Source organism: Allobosea sp. TAB14, from assembly GCF_052113865.1.
Classification (GTDB): domain Bacteria; phylum Pseudomonadota; class Alphaproteobacteria; order Rhizobiales; family Beijerinckiaceae; genus Allobosea; species Allobosea spartocytisi.
Genome location: NZ_JBFRDQ010000010.1, coordinates 20,549 through 39,151 on the forward strand (window position 1 = coordinate 20,549; position 18,603 = coordinate 39,151).

Genomic DNA, 18,603 nt, shown 5'->3' on the forward strand with positions numbered 1-18,603 from the left:
AGGCCGGGAGGCGCATTCAGCGCATCGGTCGTCGCAGGTCGCTCTGGCTGTGAAGGTCGTTCATCGAGCGCGCCTCTAGCAGAGCTTCGCATGGGCGTCCATCGCTTCCTGCGCAGCCATGGCCGGCTTGCCGCCTCGCAGCGATTGGTTTCAACTCCTCCTCGACCTGCAAGAGCAACGACAAGCGGGCGGGCCAGAGCATGCCGATGCGCAGACGCCTCCCCGAAAACGGAGGAAACCTCATGATGAACAAGCTGATGCGGGCGGGCATCGCGGCCCTGGCGGTCGCCTGCGCGCTGCCTGCGGGAGCCCAGCAGCAAGGCGGGCCGAACAAGGCTCCGCCGCGCGACGAATTCTTCTGGCTCGGCGAGATCAACAAGGCGAGCACCGTCATCAACAGCCAGGCGGGCCTGCTCGACAAGGCGCTCGCCCCCAAGATCGCACAGGGCATCGCGCGGGTGATCGAGGCCGGCAACCAGCCCGGCGCCAGGCGCCCCTCGACCGTCATCACCTTCGAGCCGCTGATGATCAAGGAGGCCGGTGTCGAGGTCACGCTGATCCATGCCGGCCGCTCAAGCCAGGACATGCACGCGACCTATCGCGCGGCGATCATGCGCGACCGGCTGCTGGCATTGGCCGACCAGCTCGGCAAGACCATGCGGACGATGGTCGAGCTGGCCGCGGCGCATCAAGGCACCATCGTCCCCAACTACACCAACGGCGTCGCCGCCCAGCCCAACAGCTATGGCCATTACCTGCTCGGCCTCGTCGCCGGCTTCGACAGGGACGCCCAGCGCATCCGCGAGTTCTACGCCCGGCTCGACCATTCGCCGATGGGCACGACCGTGCTCAACGGCACGAGCTGGCCGCTCGACCGCCAGCGCATGGCCAATTATCTCGGCTTCGGCGCCCTCGTCGACAACGCCTATGATGCCTCGCAGATCGCGGCCGCCGATCTGCCCGTCGAAGCGGGCTCCATCGTCACCGGCATCGCGCTCCATGCCGGCGGCTATATTCAGGACGTGATGACGCAATATGCGCAGCCACGCCCCTGGATTCTCCTGCGCGAAGAAGGCGGCACCACCGGCGGCGGCACCACCTATGTGTCGAGCGCCATGCCGCAGAAGCGCAATCCCGGCCTGCTCAACGGCACGCGCGAGCAGGCCTCGACAGCGCTCACATTGGCGATGGGCCCGGTCTTCAAGGCCCACAACATCCCGCCCGGCATGCCCGACGCCAAGGACGCCAAGGCCAACAGCGCGATGATCGACAGCGCCACGAGGACCCTTCAGGATCTCGACCGCATCCTGAAGGCGCTGGCGATCGATCCCGAACGGGCTCTGGACGAGCTCAACAGCGACTGGACCGCCTCCCAGGAACTCGCCGACGTGCTGATGCGGAGGTACAAGCTGCCCTTCCGCGCCGGGCACCATTTCGCCTCCGAGGTCGTCGATTACGCCAAGCTCAACGCCATCAAGCCGACCGATTTCCCCTATGCGCAGGCCCAGGCGATCTATCGCAAGGCCGCCGCCGAAATGCAGCTTTCGCCGGCCGAGCTGCCGATGAGCGAGGCCGAGTTTCGCGCGACGCTCGATCCCGTCGCCATCGTGRAGAACCGCGCCACCTCCGGCGGCCCGCAGCCGGCCGAAATGGAGCGCATGCTGCGCGAGGCCCGGCAGCGCCTCGACCAGCAGGATGGCTGGGTCAAGGAGAAGCGCGCGCGGATCGCCGATGCTCTCGCCAGGCTCGACGCGGATTTCACCGCGCTCGCCAGAAGCGCCAACTGACACGAGCGCGAACTGACGACCTTCGGGTGCCTTCCGGCCCGCCTTACCAATCGGCGGCCGGCGGCAGATCCTTGGCGATCTCCTCCAGCCGACGGCGCGTCCCGGCCGTCACGCCCTCCGGCAGATGGTCGAGCGGAAAGAACCCGGCCTCGGCGATCTCGCGATCGGGTCGCTTGACGCTATCCACGCGGAAGGCCCGCACGACATAGAGYGCGACATGGTCGCGCCGCGAGACGCGGCGGTTGAAATAGATGCCGTGCAGGCGGGGCGTGCCCGTCGGCGTGATGCAGGCCTCCTCCTGCAGCTCGCGCGCCAATGCGTCCAGGACCGTCTCCCCCACCTCGACCCCGCCGCCGGGAAGATGCCAGCCGGGAACATAGGTGTGGCGGATGAGGAAGACCTCGCCGGCTTCGCTGATCACGGCCACCCGCACCCCGAAGGTGACGCTGCGGACCAGCCGGAAATAAAGATGCAGCAGGCGCCCCAGCATCCGGCGCGCCCATGAAAGGCCGGGCTCTTCACGCATAGCCCTTTCGGGCGGTGATGGCTCCATCGGCTCGTTTTCCCATCCCAGATGAATTGTCTATGCAAAAACTGCATAACGGACGCGTTAGATTAACTCTGGCCCTGTCACAAACGCGCACCAAATGAGGGTGCATAGAAACGCCTGTCCGCTGGAACCCGAACCATGTTGCTCTCTTTCATCATCTCCCGCTTCAAGGCCAAGCCGGCCTATGTCTGGAAGCCCGCCGTCACGATGACCGATTCCCGCATCGTGTCCGAGCTCACCGGCGCTGCCAACTAAGATCACCTGTCCGCCCCGCCGACCGCGCTGAATTGCGCGCTTGACGGGGGGCCTGCCGTGAGGGCAAGCGCTGGAGCGTGTTCAAGCTCGCGCACCTGTCCGACCCGCATCTCGGCCCGCTGGCCGGGTTTTCTTTGCATCAGCTTCTCGGCAAGCGCGCGACCGGCTACGTCAACTGGCGCCGCAAGCGCCGGCATGCGCATGACATGGACATCCTGGCGCGGATCGTCGCCGATATCCATGCGCAAGCTCCCGATCACGTCGCCTGCACCGGCGATGTCGCSCATATCGGCYTKCCSAACGARTTCAAGACMGCSGTCTCCTTCCTCGACACGCTGGGGCCCCGCGAAGCGGTCAGCTTCGTGCCGGGCAATCACGACGCCTATGCGCGCTCCTCGCTGAAGGCGCTCGCCAGCCTGCTGGCGCCCTGGTCGGCGAGCGACGACGGCGTCGCCGCTTATCCCTGGTATCGCCGCCGCGGGCCGGTGGCCCTGATCGGCGTCAGCAGCGCCGTGCCGACCCTGCCGCTGATGGCGACGGGCCGCGTCGGCGGCGAGCAGATCGCCAGGACGGGCGCACTGCTCGACCRCGCCCGCGACGAGAAGCTGATCCGCGTCATCCTCATCCACCACCCGCCCTATGTCGGCGGCGCCAAGCGCGGCCGCGAACTGGTCGATGCTGCCGCCTTCGAGGGCATGCTGAAGCAGAAGGGCGCCGACCTCGTCCTGCACGGCCACAACCACATGTTCTCGCTGGCCTGGCGCCCGGGCCCGGAGCACGACATGCCGATCGTCGGCGTGCCCTCCGCCTCGCTCGGCCCGCTCGGCCATGGCGAACTCGGCACCTGGCATCTCCTCCATATCGACGGTCACGCCGGGAAGCCGCAGATCACGCTGGAGCAGCGCGGCTTCGAGCCTGACGGAACGGTCATGCTCCGCCAGACGATCGCGCTGCACGCAAAGCCCGTGTAACGCCGGCACAACGTTACTTTTGCTCCCTCCGCATTTACCCGTCTTTCACGCGCAGGTCGTAGGCTCTCTTCAGGGAAGGAGCGTGCGATGTTTGCCGGAACGCTCGGCCGCAGCCAGTTCTTCGTCAGGTCAAGCCTGCTCGGCCTGGCCGAGACCGCGGTCCTGCTGACCTGCGTCGCAGTCCAGCACGAGGCCTTCTTCGGTCCACCCGGACAGGGGCGCTACCGGCTGGCCGCGACGGCTTTCCTGGTCGGCGCCTTTTTCGGATACAAGCGCGTCAGCTATGCCATCCGCCGCAACCGCGACGCCGGCGGTGGCGAATTGCTGGCCGGCATCTACCTGATCGTCACCTGCACGGCGCTCGCCCTRCAAATCCAGGCCTTGATCGTGCGGACGAACGAAAGCCCGCTGGACGGCACGGAACATGCCGGCCTGGTCTATCTCCTGCTGGGCGGCTTCTGGTTCTATCTCCTGTACGCGCCATCCGCCCCCGCCGAGGCGCGCAGCGGCGCCGGTTCGTCACCCGGCCGCTTCATCTCGGCCGATGGCGACCCGGCGCGCGTCGATACGCAGCTCTCGCTTGCCATGGAACAGGCGATCGCCGGCGAGAGGCCGATCCCGATCGTGCCCGTCCCCGCCCGCCCGCCGGGCTTCCTCGGCTCGGCCCGTCAGGCGCCGGTGCCGCACCGGCGAACCGAGTTCGGCCGGCGCAGTCTGAAATAGGACATCGGCCCGAAAAGTGGACTGCGGTTTTCGGGAAAAGCCGATGCTGTAGCCGGCCCGCTCAGACGCAGCGCCCGCCATCGACGGCCAGCACGCTGCCCGTCACCATGTCGGCCTCGTCCGAGCATAGGAACAATGCGGCATTGGCGATGTCCTGCGGCGTCGAGAAGCGGCCCCACGGAATCGAGGCCGTKAACTGCGCGCGCCGCTCCGGCGTGTCCTCGCCCATGAAGGTGGCCAGCAGCGGCGTCTCGCCCGCGACCGGCGCGATGGCGTTGACGCGGATCTTGTCGGGCGCGAGCTCGACCGCCATCGATTGCGAGATCAGGTTCGCGGCGCCCTTCGAGCCATTGTACCAGGTCAGGCCCGGACGCGGCCGCACGCCCGCCGTCGAGCCGATATTCAGGATGACGCCGCCGCCATGCTGACGGAAATGCGGCACGGTCGCCCGCGCCATCAGGTAGATCGACTTCACATTGACCGCGAAGATCCGGTCGAACTCCTCCTCGGTCACCTCGGTCATCGGCTTGTTGCGATGGGTCGTGCCGGCATTGTTGACGACGATGTCGAGCCGCCCGACCTTGGCGAGGATCTTCTCCACCGCCTTGTCGACGCTCTTGGCCTTGCCGACATCGCAGGTGACGGCGAAAGCCTTGCGGCCGATCGCCTTCGCGGCCTCCTTCGCCTTGTCGCCGTTGATATCGAGCACCGCGACGCGCGCGCCCTCGCGCACGAAAGTCTCGGCGATGCCGAAGCCGAAACCCTGCGCCGCGCCGGTCACCAGCGCCGTCTTGCCCTTCAGTCTCATGGTCGTTCCTCGTGATCTCGATTTGCCGCGATGTTTGAAACGATTGAGCGCGGTCGTAAATGCGCTTTTGGGCGGGGCCGGATACGGAAATCGAATGGCTACTCGTCATTCTCGGGCGAAGCGAAGCGCAGACCCGAGAACCTCATGACGAGAGAGCGCTGGTTTACGAGATGCTCGGGTCAAGCCCGAGCATGACGGCGAGGAGTTACGCCCCGATCTCCTCGCGCAGCATCTCGAGCTCCAGCCAGCGCTCCTCCGCGTCGCCGATCTCGCGCGCGACCTCTTCCAGCCGCGCCGTCGCCTTGGCGAAGAGCTTCGGGTCGCGGGTGTAGAGATCGCCCGCCACGGCGGCGTTGAGCTTGGCGGCTTCCGCCTGCAACGCCTCGATCTTCTTGGGCAAGGTTTCCAGCGCATGCTTCTCGTTGAAGGAGAGCTTGCGTTTGGCGCTCGAAGCGGCGGGCGCGGCCGGGGGAGCGGATTTCGGCGTGGCGGCGGACGGCTTCTCGACGGCCCTCGCCTTCGCGCCGACGCCGCGCCCACGCTGCGTCAGCATGTCGGAATAGCCGCCGGCATATTCGGTCCAGACCCCGTCGCCATCCGAGATCAGCACGGCCGAGACGACCCGGTCGAGGAAGTCGCGATCATGGCTGACCAGCAGCACCGTGCCCTGGTAATCGGCGAGCAGCTCCTGCAGCAGGTCGAGGGTTTCGAGGTCGAGATCGTTGGTCGGCTCGTCCAGCACCAGCAGGTTCGAGGGCTTCGCGAGCGCGCGCGCCAGCATCAGGCGCCCGCGCTCCCCGCCCGAGAGCGCGCCGACCGCCGTGCCACGCTGCAAAGGCTGGAACAGGAAGTCCTTCATATAGGAGATGACATGGCGCGGCTGGCCGCCGACCATGACCTGGTCCGAGCCGCCGCCGGTCAGCGCATCGCCCAGCGGCGTCGCCGGATCGAGGCTTTCGCGGCGCTGGTCGAGCGTCATCATCTCCAGCGAGGTGCCGAGCTTCACCGTGCCGGAATCGGGCTGAAGCCCGCCGGTCAGCAAATTGATCAGCGTGGTCTTGCCGGCCCCGTTCGGTCCGACGATGCCGATCCGGTCGCCGCGCGCCACCCTAAGCGACAGGTTCTTGACGACGACGTTATCGCCATAGGCCTTGGCGACATCCACCGCCTCGATCACGAGCTTGCCGGAGGTCTGCGCCTCGCTCGCCTCCAGCCGGACATTGCCGGTGGCGGCGCGTGCGGTGCGGCGCTGGTCGCGCAGCGCGAACAGCTCGCCAAGCCGGCGCTGGTTGCGGGTGCGCCGGGCGCTAACGCCATAGCGCAGCCAGTCCTCCTCGCGCGCGATCTTGCGGTCGAGCTTGTGGCGGTCGAGCTCCTCCTGAGCCAACACCTCGTCGCGCCAGGCCTCGAAATCTCCGAAGCCCTTCTCCATCCGCCGCGTCACGCCGCGATCGAGCCAGACGGTGGCGCGTGACAGCGAGGTCAGGAAGCGCCGGTCGTGGCTGATCAGCACCATGGCCGAGCGCAACGACTTCAATTCCTGCTCCAGCCATTCGATGACGGGCAGGTCGAGATGGTTGGTCGGTTCGTCGAGAAGCAGAATGTCCGGCTCCGGCGCCAGCACCCGGGCCAGCGCTGCGCGCCGGGACTCGCCGCCGGACATGGTGGCGGGGTCCTCCTCGCCGGTCAGGCCGAGTTCCGTGACGAGATATCGCGCGCGATAGGCGTCGTCGCCCGGCCCGAGGCCAGCTTCGACATAGGCGAGCGAGGTCTTGTAGCCGGTGAAATCCGGCTCCTGCGGCAAATAGCGGATGGTCGCGCCGGGCTGCACGAAGCGCTCGGCATGGTCGGGCTCGACGAGCCCCGCAGCGATCTTGAGCAGGGTCGACTTGCCCGAGCCGTTGCGCCCGACGAGGCTGACCCGCTCGCCGGCCGAGACGGATATCTCGGCCGCTTCGAGCAGCGGCTGTCCGCCGAAGGTGAGCGCGACGTCGCGCAGATGCAGCAAAGGGGCCATGGTTCGTCCTGTGAACTGGCCTGCGGGATAGAGCATCGGACCGAAAAGTGGAAACCACTTTTCGGATCGACCCGATGCCACATGACGACAAGAGTGCAGGCGCTGCTGTCACGCCCGCCGGACATGGCATGCCGCTTGCCAGCCGAAATCGCGCCCTTATCGTGGCCCTCGCCTCGAGTCGAAAGCCCGCCATGCCTTCAGCCCGCCCGCGCCCCATCGGAATCGGCCATAACGGCGGCCCGCCCCTGCAAGAACGCAAGCGGCGCGCGGAAACCGGCAAAGGCACGATCGGCCGCTATTTCGACTGGCGCTTCGCCCATCGCAAGGCCTGGAAGAAGCCGCGCGAGGTCGCGCTCAGCCGGCAGGAGAAGGCCGAGGCGCTCGGCCTGACCTATGAGGAATATTCGCTCGAGATCATGGAGCGCGGCTATTACCCGCAGCCGGAGCATGTCGAGACGATCAAGTCCAGGCGCGCCCAGCGGCGCAAGGACGGTGGCGTCGTCGGCCAGTCGCTCAAGGGCATGAAGCTGAGCTGAGACGCCTGCCTCAGCCCCCGAGCCAGCGCCGCGCCAGTCGCGTCGCCGGCCGCTCGAAACAGCGATGGAGCAGCAGCGCCGCGACGACCGCGCCGGTCAGCGCGAGCACGATGTAAAGCGCCGGCCAGGCCAGCCCCACCCTCAAGCTGGCCTCGCGCATGCCCCGGATCACGAAGGGGTGGACGAGGTAGAGCGCATAGGAGGCGTCGCCGACCGCCGCCAGCGCCTTGACCGGCAGCAGCGGTACGATGCCCTCCCGGCCGCAGGAAGCCGCCAGCACCAGCAGCAGGGCCGCCGATCCGCGCCAGAGCACGCTGCTCCAGCCGCCATCGGTTCCCGGAACATGCGCGGCGGCTACGAGCACCGCGACGCCGGCCGCCGCGACCGCGATCCGCGCCGCGCCATGCAGGCGCAAGCCTCGCCCGCGCAACACCGCGATACCCATGCCGGCGGCGAATTCGAGGACGATCGGCTGCCCCCAGAACGCGAAGGGCAACGGCGTCGGCCCGCCCAGGCTCTCCGCTGCGACCAGCAGCGCCAGCGCCAGCGCGACCGCCGGCAAGGTCCAGCGCGCCGGCAGCAGGAGCCCGACGGCGAACAGGGCGTAGAACAGCATCTCGTAATTCAGCGTCCAGCCCAGCGAATAGACCGGCTGCACCACCCCTTGCGTCGAGACCGTGGGCCAGAACAGATAGGAGCCGAGGATCTGGCCGAGGCTCGGCGCGCCGGAATTGAGCAGCGCCGGAACGGCGAGGCCGACGAGCAGGAACAGCGTCGTCATCGCCCAGTAGAGCGGCACGATGCGGGCGAGGCGCCGCCTCAGGAAGGCGAGCGAAGCGCCCTGCCGCCCGAACAGGTCCTGCGAGGCATGGACCATGATGAAACCGGAGACGACGAAGAAGATGTCGACGCCGGCCATCCAGGGCAGCATGTCGTTGCGGGCGAAGGCGAGCCCCGCGCGCTCCGCCACGATGGCGGCATCGGGCTGGACATGGTGCACGGCGACCATGAACGCCGCGAGCGCGCGCAGGACCTGGATGGAATGGATGGGCTGCACGCGATCTCGATGTTTTCGGAAGGACGGGTCTGTGGAAGGCGCTCAGCCAAACCACAACCGCTTGGGATCGTCGAGGCCGAAACGCGGCAGATTGGCCGCGATCGCCGCAAGCCCCTGTTCGGCGGCATCCTGCGCCGTGATGACATGCAGGGCGAAGCGGGCCGCGAGAGCCTCCATCGGCGGCTTGCCCGCGAAGACGGCCTTGACGGTCGCGCGATCGGCCAGCGGCRGGAGCTTTGGCGCGATGCCGCCCGCGATGAAGACCCCGCCCGTCGCCTTGAACGAGAGGGCGAGATCGCCCGCGACGCGCGCGAGCAGGCGCCAGAAGCAGACGACCGTCATCAGCGCCGCCGGATTTCCGTCCAGCGCGAGGCGGCTGATATCGGCAGCGCTGGTATCGGCCTCCGCCATGCCCGAGGTTGCGACCACGGCGCGGTGGAGGCGGACGAGCCCGTCGCCGCTGAGCAGATGCTCGACCGTGAGGCGCGGCAGCCCGGCCGCCAGCACCGGCCACATCCGCTGTTCCGTCGGGTCTTCCGGGCCAATGCCGATATGCCCTGCCTCGGTCGGGATCAGGAAACCGCGCTCGCCGCGCGTCAGCAACGCCGAGGCACCGAACCCCGTACCCGGACCGAGCACGAGCTTCACCCCTTCCGGCTCCGGATCGCCCTCGACCAGTGTCTCGACATCGCCCGGATTCAAGACCGCGAGGGAGGCCGCGAGGGCTTCGAAATCATTGACCAGGAGCCCTTGATTCAAGCTGAGAGCCTGGGCGATCCGCGGCCCGTCGAACTGCCAGCTCGCATTGGTCAACTGGGCGCTGCGGCCATCGAGCGGCCCGGCCACGGCGAGGATCGCCGAGCGCGGCCGTTCCGGCAGTTCGGCGATGACGCTCTCGAAAGCCGCTTCCGGCGTCGGGTAGCTGCCCGTACCGATCCGCGCCAGGGCACGCTGCGGGCTGTCGGGATCCCCCGCCAGCGACAACCGGCAGTTCGTGCCGCCGATATCGGCGAGCAGGACGGGATAGGCGATCGATGGCGGGCGCATCAGAGCGGCTTTCGCCAGGGCGCGAACCAACCGAGCCCCTCCAGCGTCCCGTGCTCCGGCTTGTACTCGCAGCCGACGAAGCCGCCATAGCCGAGCGCGTCGAGCTCGGCGAAGAGCCGGGGATAGTCGGGGCCGGAGGCATCGGGCTCGTGCCGGCCATTGGCCCGCGCGATCTGGACATGGCCGACGAGTGGGTAGAGCGCCTTGAGCTTGCCCGACACGTCGCCATGGATCAGCGCGCAGTGATACATGTCGAACTGCAACTTCACGTTCGGCCGCCCGGCCTCGCGCACATAAGCGGCGGCCCGATCGAAATCGTTGAGGAAATAGCCCGGCATGTCCTTGCCGTTGATCGGCTCGAGCAGAAGGTCGATGCCGTGCTCGCCGAGCCTGTCGGCGGCATAGGCGATCGAGGCGCGATAGGTTTTCTGTGCGGTCGGGTCGTCGGGGTCGGCAAGCCCCGCCATCATGTGCAGGCGTGGGACGCCGGTCTCATGGACATAGGCCAGCGCCGTATCGACGGAAGCCTTGAACTCCGCCTCGCGCCCGGCCAGCGCCGCGATGCCCCGCTCTCCGGCCGCCCAGTCGCCCGGCGGCAGGTTGAACAGTGCCTGCTCCAGCTCGCCGCCGGCCAGCGCCAGCCCGACCTGCTCGGGCGCATGCTCATAGGGGAACAGGAATTCGACGGCTTCAAACCCTGCTTCCGACGCAGCCTTGAAACGATCGAGGAAGCCCCACTCCGTGAACATCATCGAGAGATTGGCGGCAAAGCGCGGCATGAACGGCCTCTGGTAGGCTAGAGCAGTTTCGAGCGAAGCGGATACCGGTTCGCCTGAAGACAATGCGACACGACAAGGATCGAGAGCCTTTCCACGCTTCGGAGAAACGCGGGAAGGCTCAAGGTCTGAACGACCGGCGCAAGCTAGCGCGCCGAGCCGGCCGCGTCATGACCCAACGCGACACGGCGGCGATGCGTTCCGACGGATAGCCGATGCGGTGATGGATTCAGCCCTGCAGGATGGCGTAGACGTCGCCCGAGCCGGCTGTCCGAGGCAGCCCGCGCAGATAATCCCCCATCGCCTCGGCCGTGACGGCCTCCGCCAGCGCGAGCCTCTGGGTCTCCCCAAGTGCGACGTTGAAGCGATAGCGCCCAAGCGTTTCCAGCAGCGCCAGGCAGCCCTCGGCGACATCGTGCTGGATCGTCTTGAACTCGAAGCAGATTACCTGCACCGGCTTGGTCAGCCCGGCCAGCACATGCGCCTCGAAGCCTTCGACATCGATCTTGAGCAGATGCGGCAGGCCGTATCGCGCGATCAGCTTGTCGAGCGTTGTGCAAGGCACCGTGATCTCGTGATCCCAGCCCTGCCCCGCCCTGCCCTCTGCATCGGTCGCCGCGCCGATGAAGGCGGCCGAGGCGCTCGAGACCGCCGGATTGGCGCTGTCGATCCTGAGTGCGATCGAGCCCTCATGGTCGCCGCAGGCCGCCTCGATCAGCGTCACGCGCGGGTCGCGCCGATGGATCAGCCGGATGATCCGCGCCGGTCCCGGCTGCGGCTCCAGCGCCACCACGCGGGCGCCGAGGCGCCGGAAGGACGAGATGCGGTCGCCGACATGGGCGCCGATGTCGAAGACGAGATCGCCGGGCGTCAGGAAGGCGCCGTGGAGCCGGTCCATCGCCGCCTGACGCTCCTTGTCGCCATAATGCATTCTCAGGCTGCGCGAGAGCGCCTTCACCGTACCTTTGGGATAGGCGACGGCGTTCATCCGCGCTCTCCCGCCCCGATGGCCGCCAGCACCGGCGGCGGCGCGAAATCCTCCGGAATGGCGCAGAGCCCATGTCGCGCCAGCCAGGCCCCGGCGGCCRGCAGCGCCGTCAGCATCGCGAAGGGGATCGCCAGCACATAGCCGGCCGTCAGCGGCAACGACCAGAGGAGGACCGTCGGCGACAGCCAGGCCAGCGTCGCGAAGAGATAGGCTCCGAACAGGAGATGCGGCCACAGGCCGGCGCAGGCCGTGCCGAAGGACAGCGCATGGGCATCGCGCGCCTGCCCGTTCCAGCCGATATGCGCCCGGCCGAAGGCAAGCCCGATCATGAACAGCGTCGTGCGCAGGCTGGAGACGGCGCTCTGCAGGAAGCCGAACACGGTCTCGATGACGGCCGATGCAAGGAAGCGGGTGCCGCCGCCATGGCGCGCGGCACCGCCCTTTTCCAGCAGCGTATCGGCAAAGCCGGCGAGCTTCGGCACGAAATGCATCGTCAGGAACAGCCCATAGAGCCCTGCCGCCAGAACGACCGGATAATCGGCGATGGCGCGATCCTCGAAGACCTTGAACGGTAGCAGCGCGATCATCAAGGTCCAGGCCGGCAGGCCGAGGAACATCAGGATCGCCCAGACGAGCTGGAAGCGGCTCATCGGCTTCAATGCCGGCAGGTCGAGAAGCTTGAGATATTGCAGGTTCCCGAGGCACCAGCGCAGGTCACGCTTGGCGTAGTCGAGCATGGTCGGCGGGTTCTCCTCCCAGCTGCCACCCTCCACCGGCAAGACCCGAACCTCGTAGCCGGCCCGGCGCATCAGCACCGCCTCGACCTGATCATGGCTCATCACCGCCCCGCCAAGCGGCGGACCGCCCGGAAGCATCGGCAGATGGCAATGATCGCGGAAGGGCGCGATCCGCACCACGGCGTTGTGGCCCCAGAACGGACCGCAATCGCCCCCCCACCACGCAGCGCCCATGGTGTAGGGCCGCATGCCGTGGCGCATGCCGAACTGGAAGATCCGGGCGAAGGCGGAGCGGCTGGGCATTCCGACCACCAGTGATTGCAGGATTCCGAGCTTCGGATACGCTTGCATCATTCGGGCCAACCCGAGGACGGCGTCGCCCGACATCACGCTGTCGGCATCGAGCGGCAGCATCAGCTCGTAGCGATCGCCCCAGCGCTCGCAGAAATCCCGGATGTTGCCGGCCTTGAAAGCAGCGTTGCTCACCCGCCGGCGATAGGTCAATCGCGCCGGCTCGCCGATCTCCTGCACCCATGCGCCGGCAAGCGCCTCCTCGGCAGCCGCCACGGCCGGGTCGCTGGTATCCGACAGCACGAAATAGTCGAACCAGACGCCCTCGCCCGTGGCGTCGAGACTGTCCTTGACCGCCCTGAGCCGCCGGAAGGCCCGCGCGGGATCCTCGTTGCGCAGCGTCATCAGCACCGCCGTGCGCAGCATCAGCGGCGCCGGCTTCCCGCCATCCGCGGCGAAGGGCGCCACCGCCTTCAGGCCATCGCGCCGGCCGTGCAGCAGCCACAGGCCGATCGCCGCGTTCCAGAAGCCGAGCACCGTCCAGGGCGCGGCGAACAGGAAAGCCGTGAAGATCACGACATCCGCCGCGCTCCAGCCGCCGGCGCCGAGCACCGGAGTCAGCCCCGCGAGCAGCGCCGCCAGCGTGCCGAGATTGAGCGCGAACACAGCGAACCGCCGTTTCCGAAGGCTCGCGACGGATTGAAGGCCCGCCGGCGTCAGGCCGACCGGCTCGACATCTTGCGCGACCCGCGGGAACGTGGTCGGAGCGAGGTGCTGGTTCGTGACGGTATCTGTCATGGATCGGCAGCAGGCGGGCTCGGACGGACGGGATCGGATCGGGATGGCGCGGGAGCTAAAGACCGCAACCACGGCTGACGCAAGGGCAAAAGCCTTGGCACTTTGGTATGCCTCGCGCCGTGAATGCAGCCTGAATGAGGTGCCCCTGCCGTTGGCGGGGCCCGAGGACTGCCTCGTCACGACACTGTGGAGCGGCATCAGCCGGGGCACGGAGAAGCTGATCTTCGAGGGCCGCGTGCCGGTTTCCGAACATGACCGGATGCGCGCCCCGTTCCAGGAGGGCGCCTTCACCTTCCCGGTGAAATACGGCTACTGCGCCGTCGGCAGGGTCGATGCCGGCCCCCCCGACCTCATCGGCCGCACCGTCTTCTGCCTGCATCCGCATCAGGACCGCTTCGTGGCGCCGCGCGATCGTCTGATCCTCGTCCCCGACGACGTGCCCCCGCGCCGCGCCATCCTCGCCGCAAACATGGAAACCGCGCTCAATGCGCATTGGGATGCCGGTTCCGGCCCGGCTGACAGCATCGTGATCGTCGGCGGCGGCGTTCTCGGCCTGCTGGTCGGCTGGCTCGCCGCGCGTCTTCCCGGCGCCGAGGTCACGCTCGTCGATGTCGAACCCTGCCGGCAGGCGACGGCCGAACGGCTCGGCATCCGCTTCGCCCTGCCCGGCGCTGCGCCGCGGGACGCCGATATCGTCTTCCATGCCAGCGCCAGCGCCGACGGGCTCGCCACCGCGATCGATTGCGCCGGGCTCGAAGCCCGCATCGTCGAGCTGAGCTGGTATGGCGCGGGAACCGTGCCGGCGCCGCTCGGCGGCGCCTTCCATGCGCGGCGCCTCCGGCTGATCGCCTCGCAGGTCGGGATGATCCCGGCCTCGCGCCGCTCGCGCTGGGACTGTGCGCGTCGCGCCCGGGTGGCGATGGCGCTCCTCGCCGACGACCGGCTGGATGCGTTGATCACGGAGGAAATCCCCTTCCGCGAAGCCCCCTCGCGGCTTCCCGCGGTGCTGTCCTGCGGCTGGAACGGGCTGGCGGCGGCGCTCCGGTATTGACGGCGCGTCCGTCAGGCGACCAAGACAGCCCGCCCCGCCGGCAGCAGGAGTGCGCCATGTTTTCCGTCGAAGTCCGTGACCGCATCATGATCGGCCATTCCCTGCCCGATCCCTTCTTCGGCCCGGCGCAGAACATGCACGGTGCCACTTTCGTGGTCGATGTCGCCTTTTTCCGCGAGACGCTGAACCGGCATAACGTCGTGGTCGATATCGGCGCGGCGCTCGACGTGCTCGCCGAAACCCTGAAACCGCTGAAGTACCAGAACCTCGACGCGCTGCCGCAATTCGCGGGCGTGCTCACCACGACCGAATTCCTCTGCAAGCACATCTTCGACGTGATGGCGGCAGCCGCCAAATCCGGCGCGCTCGGCGCCGACGGGGCCGGGCTCGCCCGCATCCGCGTCACCCTCCACGAGACCGATCTCGCGCGCGCCAGCTACGAGGGCGCGCCCGCGTGAGTGGCCAAAGCGAGCGGCAGCGGCAAATCGTCTTCGCCATTCCCGGCGACATCGACGCCCCGACCGGCGGCTACGGCTATGACCGGCGCCTGCTGCGGGAATGGYGGGCCGCCGGCGTCACCGCCTGCCACCTCGCCTTGCCCTCCACCTTTCCCTTCCCAACATCGGCAGATCTGGCGACGACCGAACGGCTTCTCGCCGAGACCGCCCCCGACGACGTGCTGCTGGTCGACGGGCTGGCCTTCGGCGCGTTCCCCGAGCCGCTCGCGGCGCGGTTCTCGCAGCGCCTCATCGCCCTCGTTCACCACCCGCTCGCGCTGGAAACCGGCCTGGAACCGGAGGCAGTCGCGGCCTTGCAGCAGAGCGAGAAGCTGGCGCTGCGCCATGCACGTGCCGTCGTCGTGACCAGCCCGGTGACGCGCGACACGCTCGTCGCGGACTACGGCGTCGCGCAGGATGGCATCGCCGTCGCCGTACCCGGCACCGATCCCGCCCCGCGCGCGACGCCAGCCACCGGGAGCGCCCCATTGCGGCTGCTCGCCGTCGGCTCGATCATCCCCCGCAAGGGCTACGACGTCCTCATCGAGGCCCTGGCCACCATCGCCGACCGGCACTGGACCCTGACCATCGCCGGTTCGCCGGACTATGCCCCCCGTCTGGCGGAGGAGCTGTGCGCCCGAATCGCCCGTTCCGGGCTGGCGGACCGCATCTTGCTTGTCGGTGCCGTGGATTCGCAAAAGCTCGCGGAACTCTATGACAAGACCGATCTTTTCGTCATGCCGTCGCTCTATGAGGGCTACGGCATGGTGCTGACGGAAGCGCTCGCACGCGGCCTGCCCATCGTCTGCACCTTGAGCGGCGCCGGCGCGGATGCCTTGCCCGAGGCGGCGGCCCTCAAGATCCTCCCCGGTGACGCGACAGCACTTGCCAAGGCCCTCGCAACCCTGATTGATGCGCCGGCTGAACGCCTCCGGCGGGCCGATGCCGCCTGGGCGGCAGCATCGGCGCTGCCGCGCTGGCGGGATACGGCACGGATCGTCGCGGAGGCATGCCTCGGCGATGGCGGCCGAAAGGTGGGATGATGGCTGGGTTCTCTCCGGAATGGCTCGCCTTGCGCGAGCCGGCGGATCATGCGGCACGCAATCCGCAATTGCTCGCGGCGGTCGGCGCCTTTTTCGCGGCGAAGCCGTCGCTTTCCGTGCTCGACCTCGGGTGCGGCGCCGGCGCGAACCTGCGCGGCAGCTATGCCGTCCTCCCCGAACGGCAGCACTGGACGCTCGTCGATCACGACGCCGATCTGCTGGCCGTGGCGCGCGAGCGCCTGGTCGGCTGGGCTGACGAGGCGCGCGAGCAAGGCGAAGAACTCGTCCTGGCCAAGGACGGCAAGACGATCACCGTCGATACCCGCCAGGTGGATCTCGACAAGGATCTCGACTGGGTCCTCGGCTGGCRGCCCGAYCTSGTGACSGCCGCMGCCCTSTTCGACCTCACCTCRAAGCGMTGGATCGAGCGTTTCGTCGCCGCGTTGGCGAGCCAGAAGCTGCCGCTCTACACGGTGCTGACCTATGACGGGCGCGAGAACTGGAAGCCGGCCCATCGCAGCGATGCCCGCATGCTGGCCGCATTCAAGCATCATCAGCACCTGGACAAGGGCTTCGGCCCCGCAGCCGGCCCGGAAGCCTGCGACATCATGGCAGAGGCCTTCCGCAAATCGGGCTTCGCCGTCTCGACGGCGGACAGCGCCTGGCTGCTCGATGAAGGCCACCGCGACCTGCGCGACGCCCTCGCCCGCGGCATCACCGATGCGGTGCGCGAAACAGGACAGGTCGAGCCGGCTGCCATTGCCGCCTGGCTGGAGGCGCGCCAAGCCGCCGCGTCCGCCCGGATCGGGCATCAGGACCTCTGGGCGCGACCGGTCTGAACCGCTTGCCTGGAGCTTGCTGCGTTTTCGCTGAAGCGCGGGTCGTCCCGGGCAAAATCAGCGAGCTTTAATCCAGCCCCGGCCACATCCGGCGCAGCACCCCGTCGCGGCGGATGAAATGGTGGTAGAGCGCCGCCAGGATATGCAGCACGACAATGGCGCCCGCCATCAGCGCGAGCTTTCCGTGGATCCCGAGCACCCGGCCGGCAGCCGCCTGATCGGGCGACGTCAAAGCCGGCAGGTCGAACAGATTAAACACGGTCAGCGCCGGAAACAGCGAGACGCCGATCCAGCCGAGCAGCGGCACGACGAGCAGGAGCCCGTAGAGCAGCCAGTGGACGAGATGCGAGCCCGCCCTCTGCCACCACGCCAATGACGGCTCGTCGGGCGGGACGCCATGCAGGAATCGGTAGATCAGGCGACCGGCCGTCAACCACAACAGCAGGAAACCGATGAGCTTGTGGGCGCTGTAGAGCGCGTCCGTGGTCCCGTCCCAGATGTTCAGCGTGTTGCCGCGATAGGTCATGGCAAGGCCGAGAGGCAGCATCGCCAGCACCGCCACCACCGTCACCCAGTGAAACGTTCGGGCGACCCCGCCATAGACGGGGCGCGCCGTGCTGCTTCCTGCCGTTCGAGCGTCCATCGGAGCCTCGGGAACCTGTGCCCAGCCGGATATTCATCGCACATTCAATGTCGCGGACCTATACTGCTGCATGCCCGCCCGCGATGAACCCAAGGTCATGACACGGATTTGATCGCGGAACCGCCGCCGCTGCGAGACGTTGGTGGAATGGCGGATCGTGATTACATATATCCTGAATTCGTTGGAACTCCCGACACATCCTGATCCCAGCGATCTGACTGACGGAATTTTCGATGCTTGAGTCGCGTACGCTCTTCGGCCGCCCTGGGGAAACCCTGCTGGTGAAGGTCGAAAGGGCCATCTCCGAGTTTCGCGCCGGCCGGCCGGTTCTCCTGCGCGCAGGTGCACAGCTTGCCCTGGCGCTGTCGGCCGAGCTCGCCGATGCCGAGTTGGTGCGCAATCTCGACGCTCTCGCCGCGGGCAACGGCCATCTCGTGCTCAGCCCGGCGCGGCTGCGCCGTCTCGGCGCCAAGGGCCGGACGGAGGCCGGAATTTTCGCGTTGCCGACCATCGACCTCGAGCGTGTCGCCGATCTCGCCCTCAAGCTGGAGAGCCGGATGGACGCCCCCGTCGCGCCGGCTTCCGCGCTCGACACCGCAGCGCTCGAGCTGGCGCGGCTGTCGCTCGTCTTGCCGGCCGCGCTGGTCGTGCCCGTGACGGCAGAAGCCGTTGCCGGTGAATCCCTCGTCGAAGCCGATATCGAGGCGGTGAACGCTTACCGCGCCGCCCAGGCCGCCTCGCTCAGGATCGTCGGCCGCGCCCCGGTGCCGCTGGAAGGTGCGCCGGAGACCGAGTTCGTCGTCTTCCGTGGCGGCGAAGGCCTGCGCGATCAGGTCGCGATCATCGTCGGCAAGCCCGATCTCGACACTGCCGTGCCGGTGCGCCTGCATTCCGCCTGCCTGACCGGCGATCTCTTCGGCTCGCTGAAATGCGATTGCGGCGACCAGCTGCGCGAAACCGTACAGTGGATGGCCGAAAACGGCGGCGGCATCCTGCTCTATCTCGACCAGGAAGGCCGCGGCAACGGCATCTCCAACAAGATGCGCGCCTACAAGCTGCAGAGCCAGGGTTGGGATACCTACGATGCCGACGAAGTCCTCGGCTTCGACCTCGACCAGCGCCATTTCGATTTCGCGGCGACGATGCTGAAACAGCTCGGCGTCACCAGCGTCGTCGCGCTCACCAACAA

18 protein-coding genes are annotated in these 18,603 nt (G+C 68.0%); 9 read left to right on the plus strand and 9 right to left on the minus strand.

Annotation, left to right across the window (positions count from 1 at the left end):
• Positions 1–242 precede the first annotated feature (242 nt).
• On the plus strand, positions 243–1,787 hold the full coding sequence (locus AB4Y99_RS02725; protein WP_441522271.1) for a lyase family protein: 1,545 nt from the start codon (positions 243–245) through the stop codon (positions 1,785–1,787).
• A gap of 43 nt (positions 1,788–1,830) precedes the next feature.
• On the opposite strand, the gene AB4Y99_RS02730 is transcribed toward AB4Y99_RS02725, so the two are convergent.
• Complete coding sequence (locus tag AB4Y99_RS02730) at positions 1,831–2,313, minus strand: NUDIX domain-containing protein (protein ID WP_038359271.1); 483 nt, start codon at positions 2,311–2,313, stop codon at positions 1,831–1,833.
• A 356-nt stretch (positions 2,314–2,669) separates the two neighbouring features.
• Between AB4Y99_RS02730 and AB4Y99_RS02735 the strand changes: the two genes are divergently transcribed.
• Positions 2,670–3,563 (plus strand): metallophosphoesterase family protein, encoded by an 894-nt coding sequence (locus AB4Y99_RS02735; protein WP_441522272.1) that lies wholly within the window; start codon positions 2,670–2,672, stop codon positions 3,561–3,563.
• An 87-nt stretch (positions 3,564–3,650) separates the two neighbouring features.
• Positions 3,651–4,286, plus strand: coding sequence for a hypothetical protein (locus AB4Y99_RS02740; RefSeq protein WP_441522273.1), 636 nt, complete (start codon positions 3,651–3,653; stop codon positions 4,284–4,286).
• A gap of 61 nt (positions 4,287–4,347) precedes the next feature.
• On the opposite strand, the gene AB4Y99_RS02745 is transcribed toward AB4Y99_RS02740, so the two are convergent.
• Together AB4Y99_RS02745 and AB4Y99_RS02750 are read right to left on the minus strand one after the other, a co-directional pair.
• Entirely contained in the window at positions 4,348–5,094 is a 747-nt protein-coding gene (locus AB4Y99_RS02745; RefSeq protein WP_441522274.1) for a glucose 1-dehydrogenase, read from the minus strand.
• Between the two features lie 205 nt (positions 5,095–5,299).
• Complete coding sequence (locus AB4Y99_RS02750; protein ID WP_441522275.1) at positions 5,300–7,111, minus strand: ABC-F family ATP-binding cassette domain-containing protein; 1,812 nt, start codon at positions 7,109–7,111, stop codon at positions 5,300–5,302.
• A gap of 191 nt (positions 7,112–7,302) precedes the next feature.
• On the opposite strand from AB4Y99_RS02750, the gene AB4Y99_RS02755 reads away from it, so the two are divergent.
• Complete coding sequence (locus tag AB4Y99_RS02755; protein ID WP_112762785.1) at positions 7,303–7,647, plus strand: hypothetical protein; 345 nt, start codon at positions 7,303–7,305, stop codon at positions 7,645–7,647.
• A gap of 10 nt (positions 7,648–7,657) precedes the next feature.
• Here AB4Y99_RS02755 and AB4Y99_RS02760 read toward each other — a convergent pair whose 3' ends face one another.
• From AB4Y99_RS02760 to mdoH, 5 genes are all read right to left on the minus strand, one after another.
• Positions 7,658–8,704 (minus strand): acyltransferase family protein, encoded by a 1,047-nt coding sequence (locus AB4Y99_RS02760; RefSeq protein ID WP_441522276.1) that lies wholly within the window; start codon positions 8,702–8,704, stop codon positions 7,658–7,660.
• A gap of 42 nt (positions 8,705–8,746) precedes the next feature.
• Complete coding sequence (locus AB4Y99_RS02765; protein ID WP_441522277.1) at positions 8,747–9,781, minus strand: glucokinase; 1,035 nt, start codon at positions 9,779–9,781, stop codon at positions 8,747–8,749.
• Positions 9,751–10,530, minus strand: a complete 780-nt coding sequence (gene otnI / locus AB4Y99_RS02770) for a 2-oxo-tetronate isomerase (protein WP_038359283.1) — start codon at positions 10,528–10,530, stop codon at positions 9,751–9,753. Before otnI ends, AB4Y99_RS02765 begins: the two co-directional genes overlap by 31 nt.
• A gap of 226 nt (positions 10,531–10,756) precedes the next feature.
• On the minus strand, positions 10,757–11,515 hold the full coding sequence (locus AB4Y99_RS02775; RefSeq protein ID WP_112762786.1) for an FkbM family methyltransferase: 759 nt from the start codon (positions 11,513–11,515) through the stop codon (positions 10,757–10,759).
• Positions 11,512–13,341, minus strand: coding sequence for a glucans biosynthesis glucosyltransferase MdoH (gene mdoH / locus AB4Y99_RS02780; RefSeq protein ID WP_441522278.1), 1,830 nt, complete (start codon positions 13,339–13,341; stop codon positions 11,512–11,514). Before mdoH ends, AB4Y99_RS02775 begins: the two co-directional genes overlap by 4 nt.
• A gap of 43 nt (positions 13,342–13,384) precedes the next feature.
• Between mdoH and AB4Y99_RS02785 the strand changes: the two genes are divergently transcribed.
• From AB4Y99_RS02785 to AB4Y99_RS02800, 4 genes are read left to right on the plus strand one after another with little or no spacing between them, the layout of a single operon-like run.
• Positions 13,385–14,392, plus strand: a complete 1,008-nt coding sequence (locus AB4Y99_RS02785) for a zinc-dependent alcohol dehydrogenase (RefSeq protein ID WP_248312720.1) — start codon at positions 13,385–13,387, stop codon at positions 14,390–14,392.
• Between the two features lie 56 nt (positions 14,393–14,448).
• Positions 14,449–14,850 carry a 6-pyruvoyl trahydropterin synthase family protein gene (locus tag AB4Y99_RS02790; RefSeq protein ID WP_441522279.1) on the plus strand — a complete coding sequence of 134 codons (402 nt, stop codon included), beginning with the start codon at positions 14,449–14,451 and terminating at the stop codon, positions 14,848–14,850.
• Positions 14,847–15,932, plus strand: a complete 1,086-nt coding sequence (locus AB4Y99_RS02795) for a glycosyltransferase family 4 protein (protein ID WP_441522280.1) — start codon at positions 14,847–14,849, stop codon at positions 15,930–15,932. Before AB4Y99_RS02790 ends, AB4Y99_RS02795 begins: the two co-directional genes overlap by 4 nt.
• Positions 15,929–16,771: a class I SAM-dependent methyltransferase gene (locus AB4Y99_RS02800; RefSeq protein WP_441522281.1), complete on the plus strand. Its 843-nt coding sequence runs from the start codon at positions 15,929–15,931 to the stop codon at positions 16,769–16,771. The genes AB4Y99_RS02795 and AB4Y99_RS02800 overlap by 4 nt, the downstream gene beginning before the upstream one ends.
• 67 nt (positions 16,772–16,838) lie before the next feature.
• On the opposite strand, the gene AB4Y99_RS02805 is transcribed toward AB4Y99_RS02800, so the two are convergent.
• Complete coding sequence (locus tag AB4Y99_RS02805) at positions 16,839–17,414, minus strand: cytochrome b (protein ID WP_133562793.1); 576 nt, start codon at positions 17,412–17,414, stop codon at positions 16,839–16,841.
• Positions 17,415–17,647: 233 nt separating this feature from the next.
• On the opposite strand from AB4Y99_RS02805, the gene ribA reads away from it, so the two are divergent.
• The coding region (ribA, locus tag AB4Y99_RS02810) for a GTP cyclohydrolase II RibA (protein ID WP_441522282.1) at positions 17,648–18,603 on the plus strand (956 nt) is incomplete at its 3' end.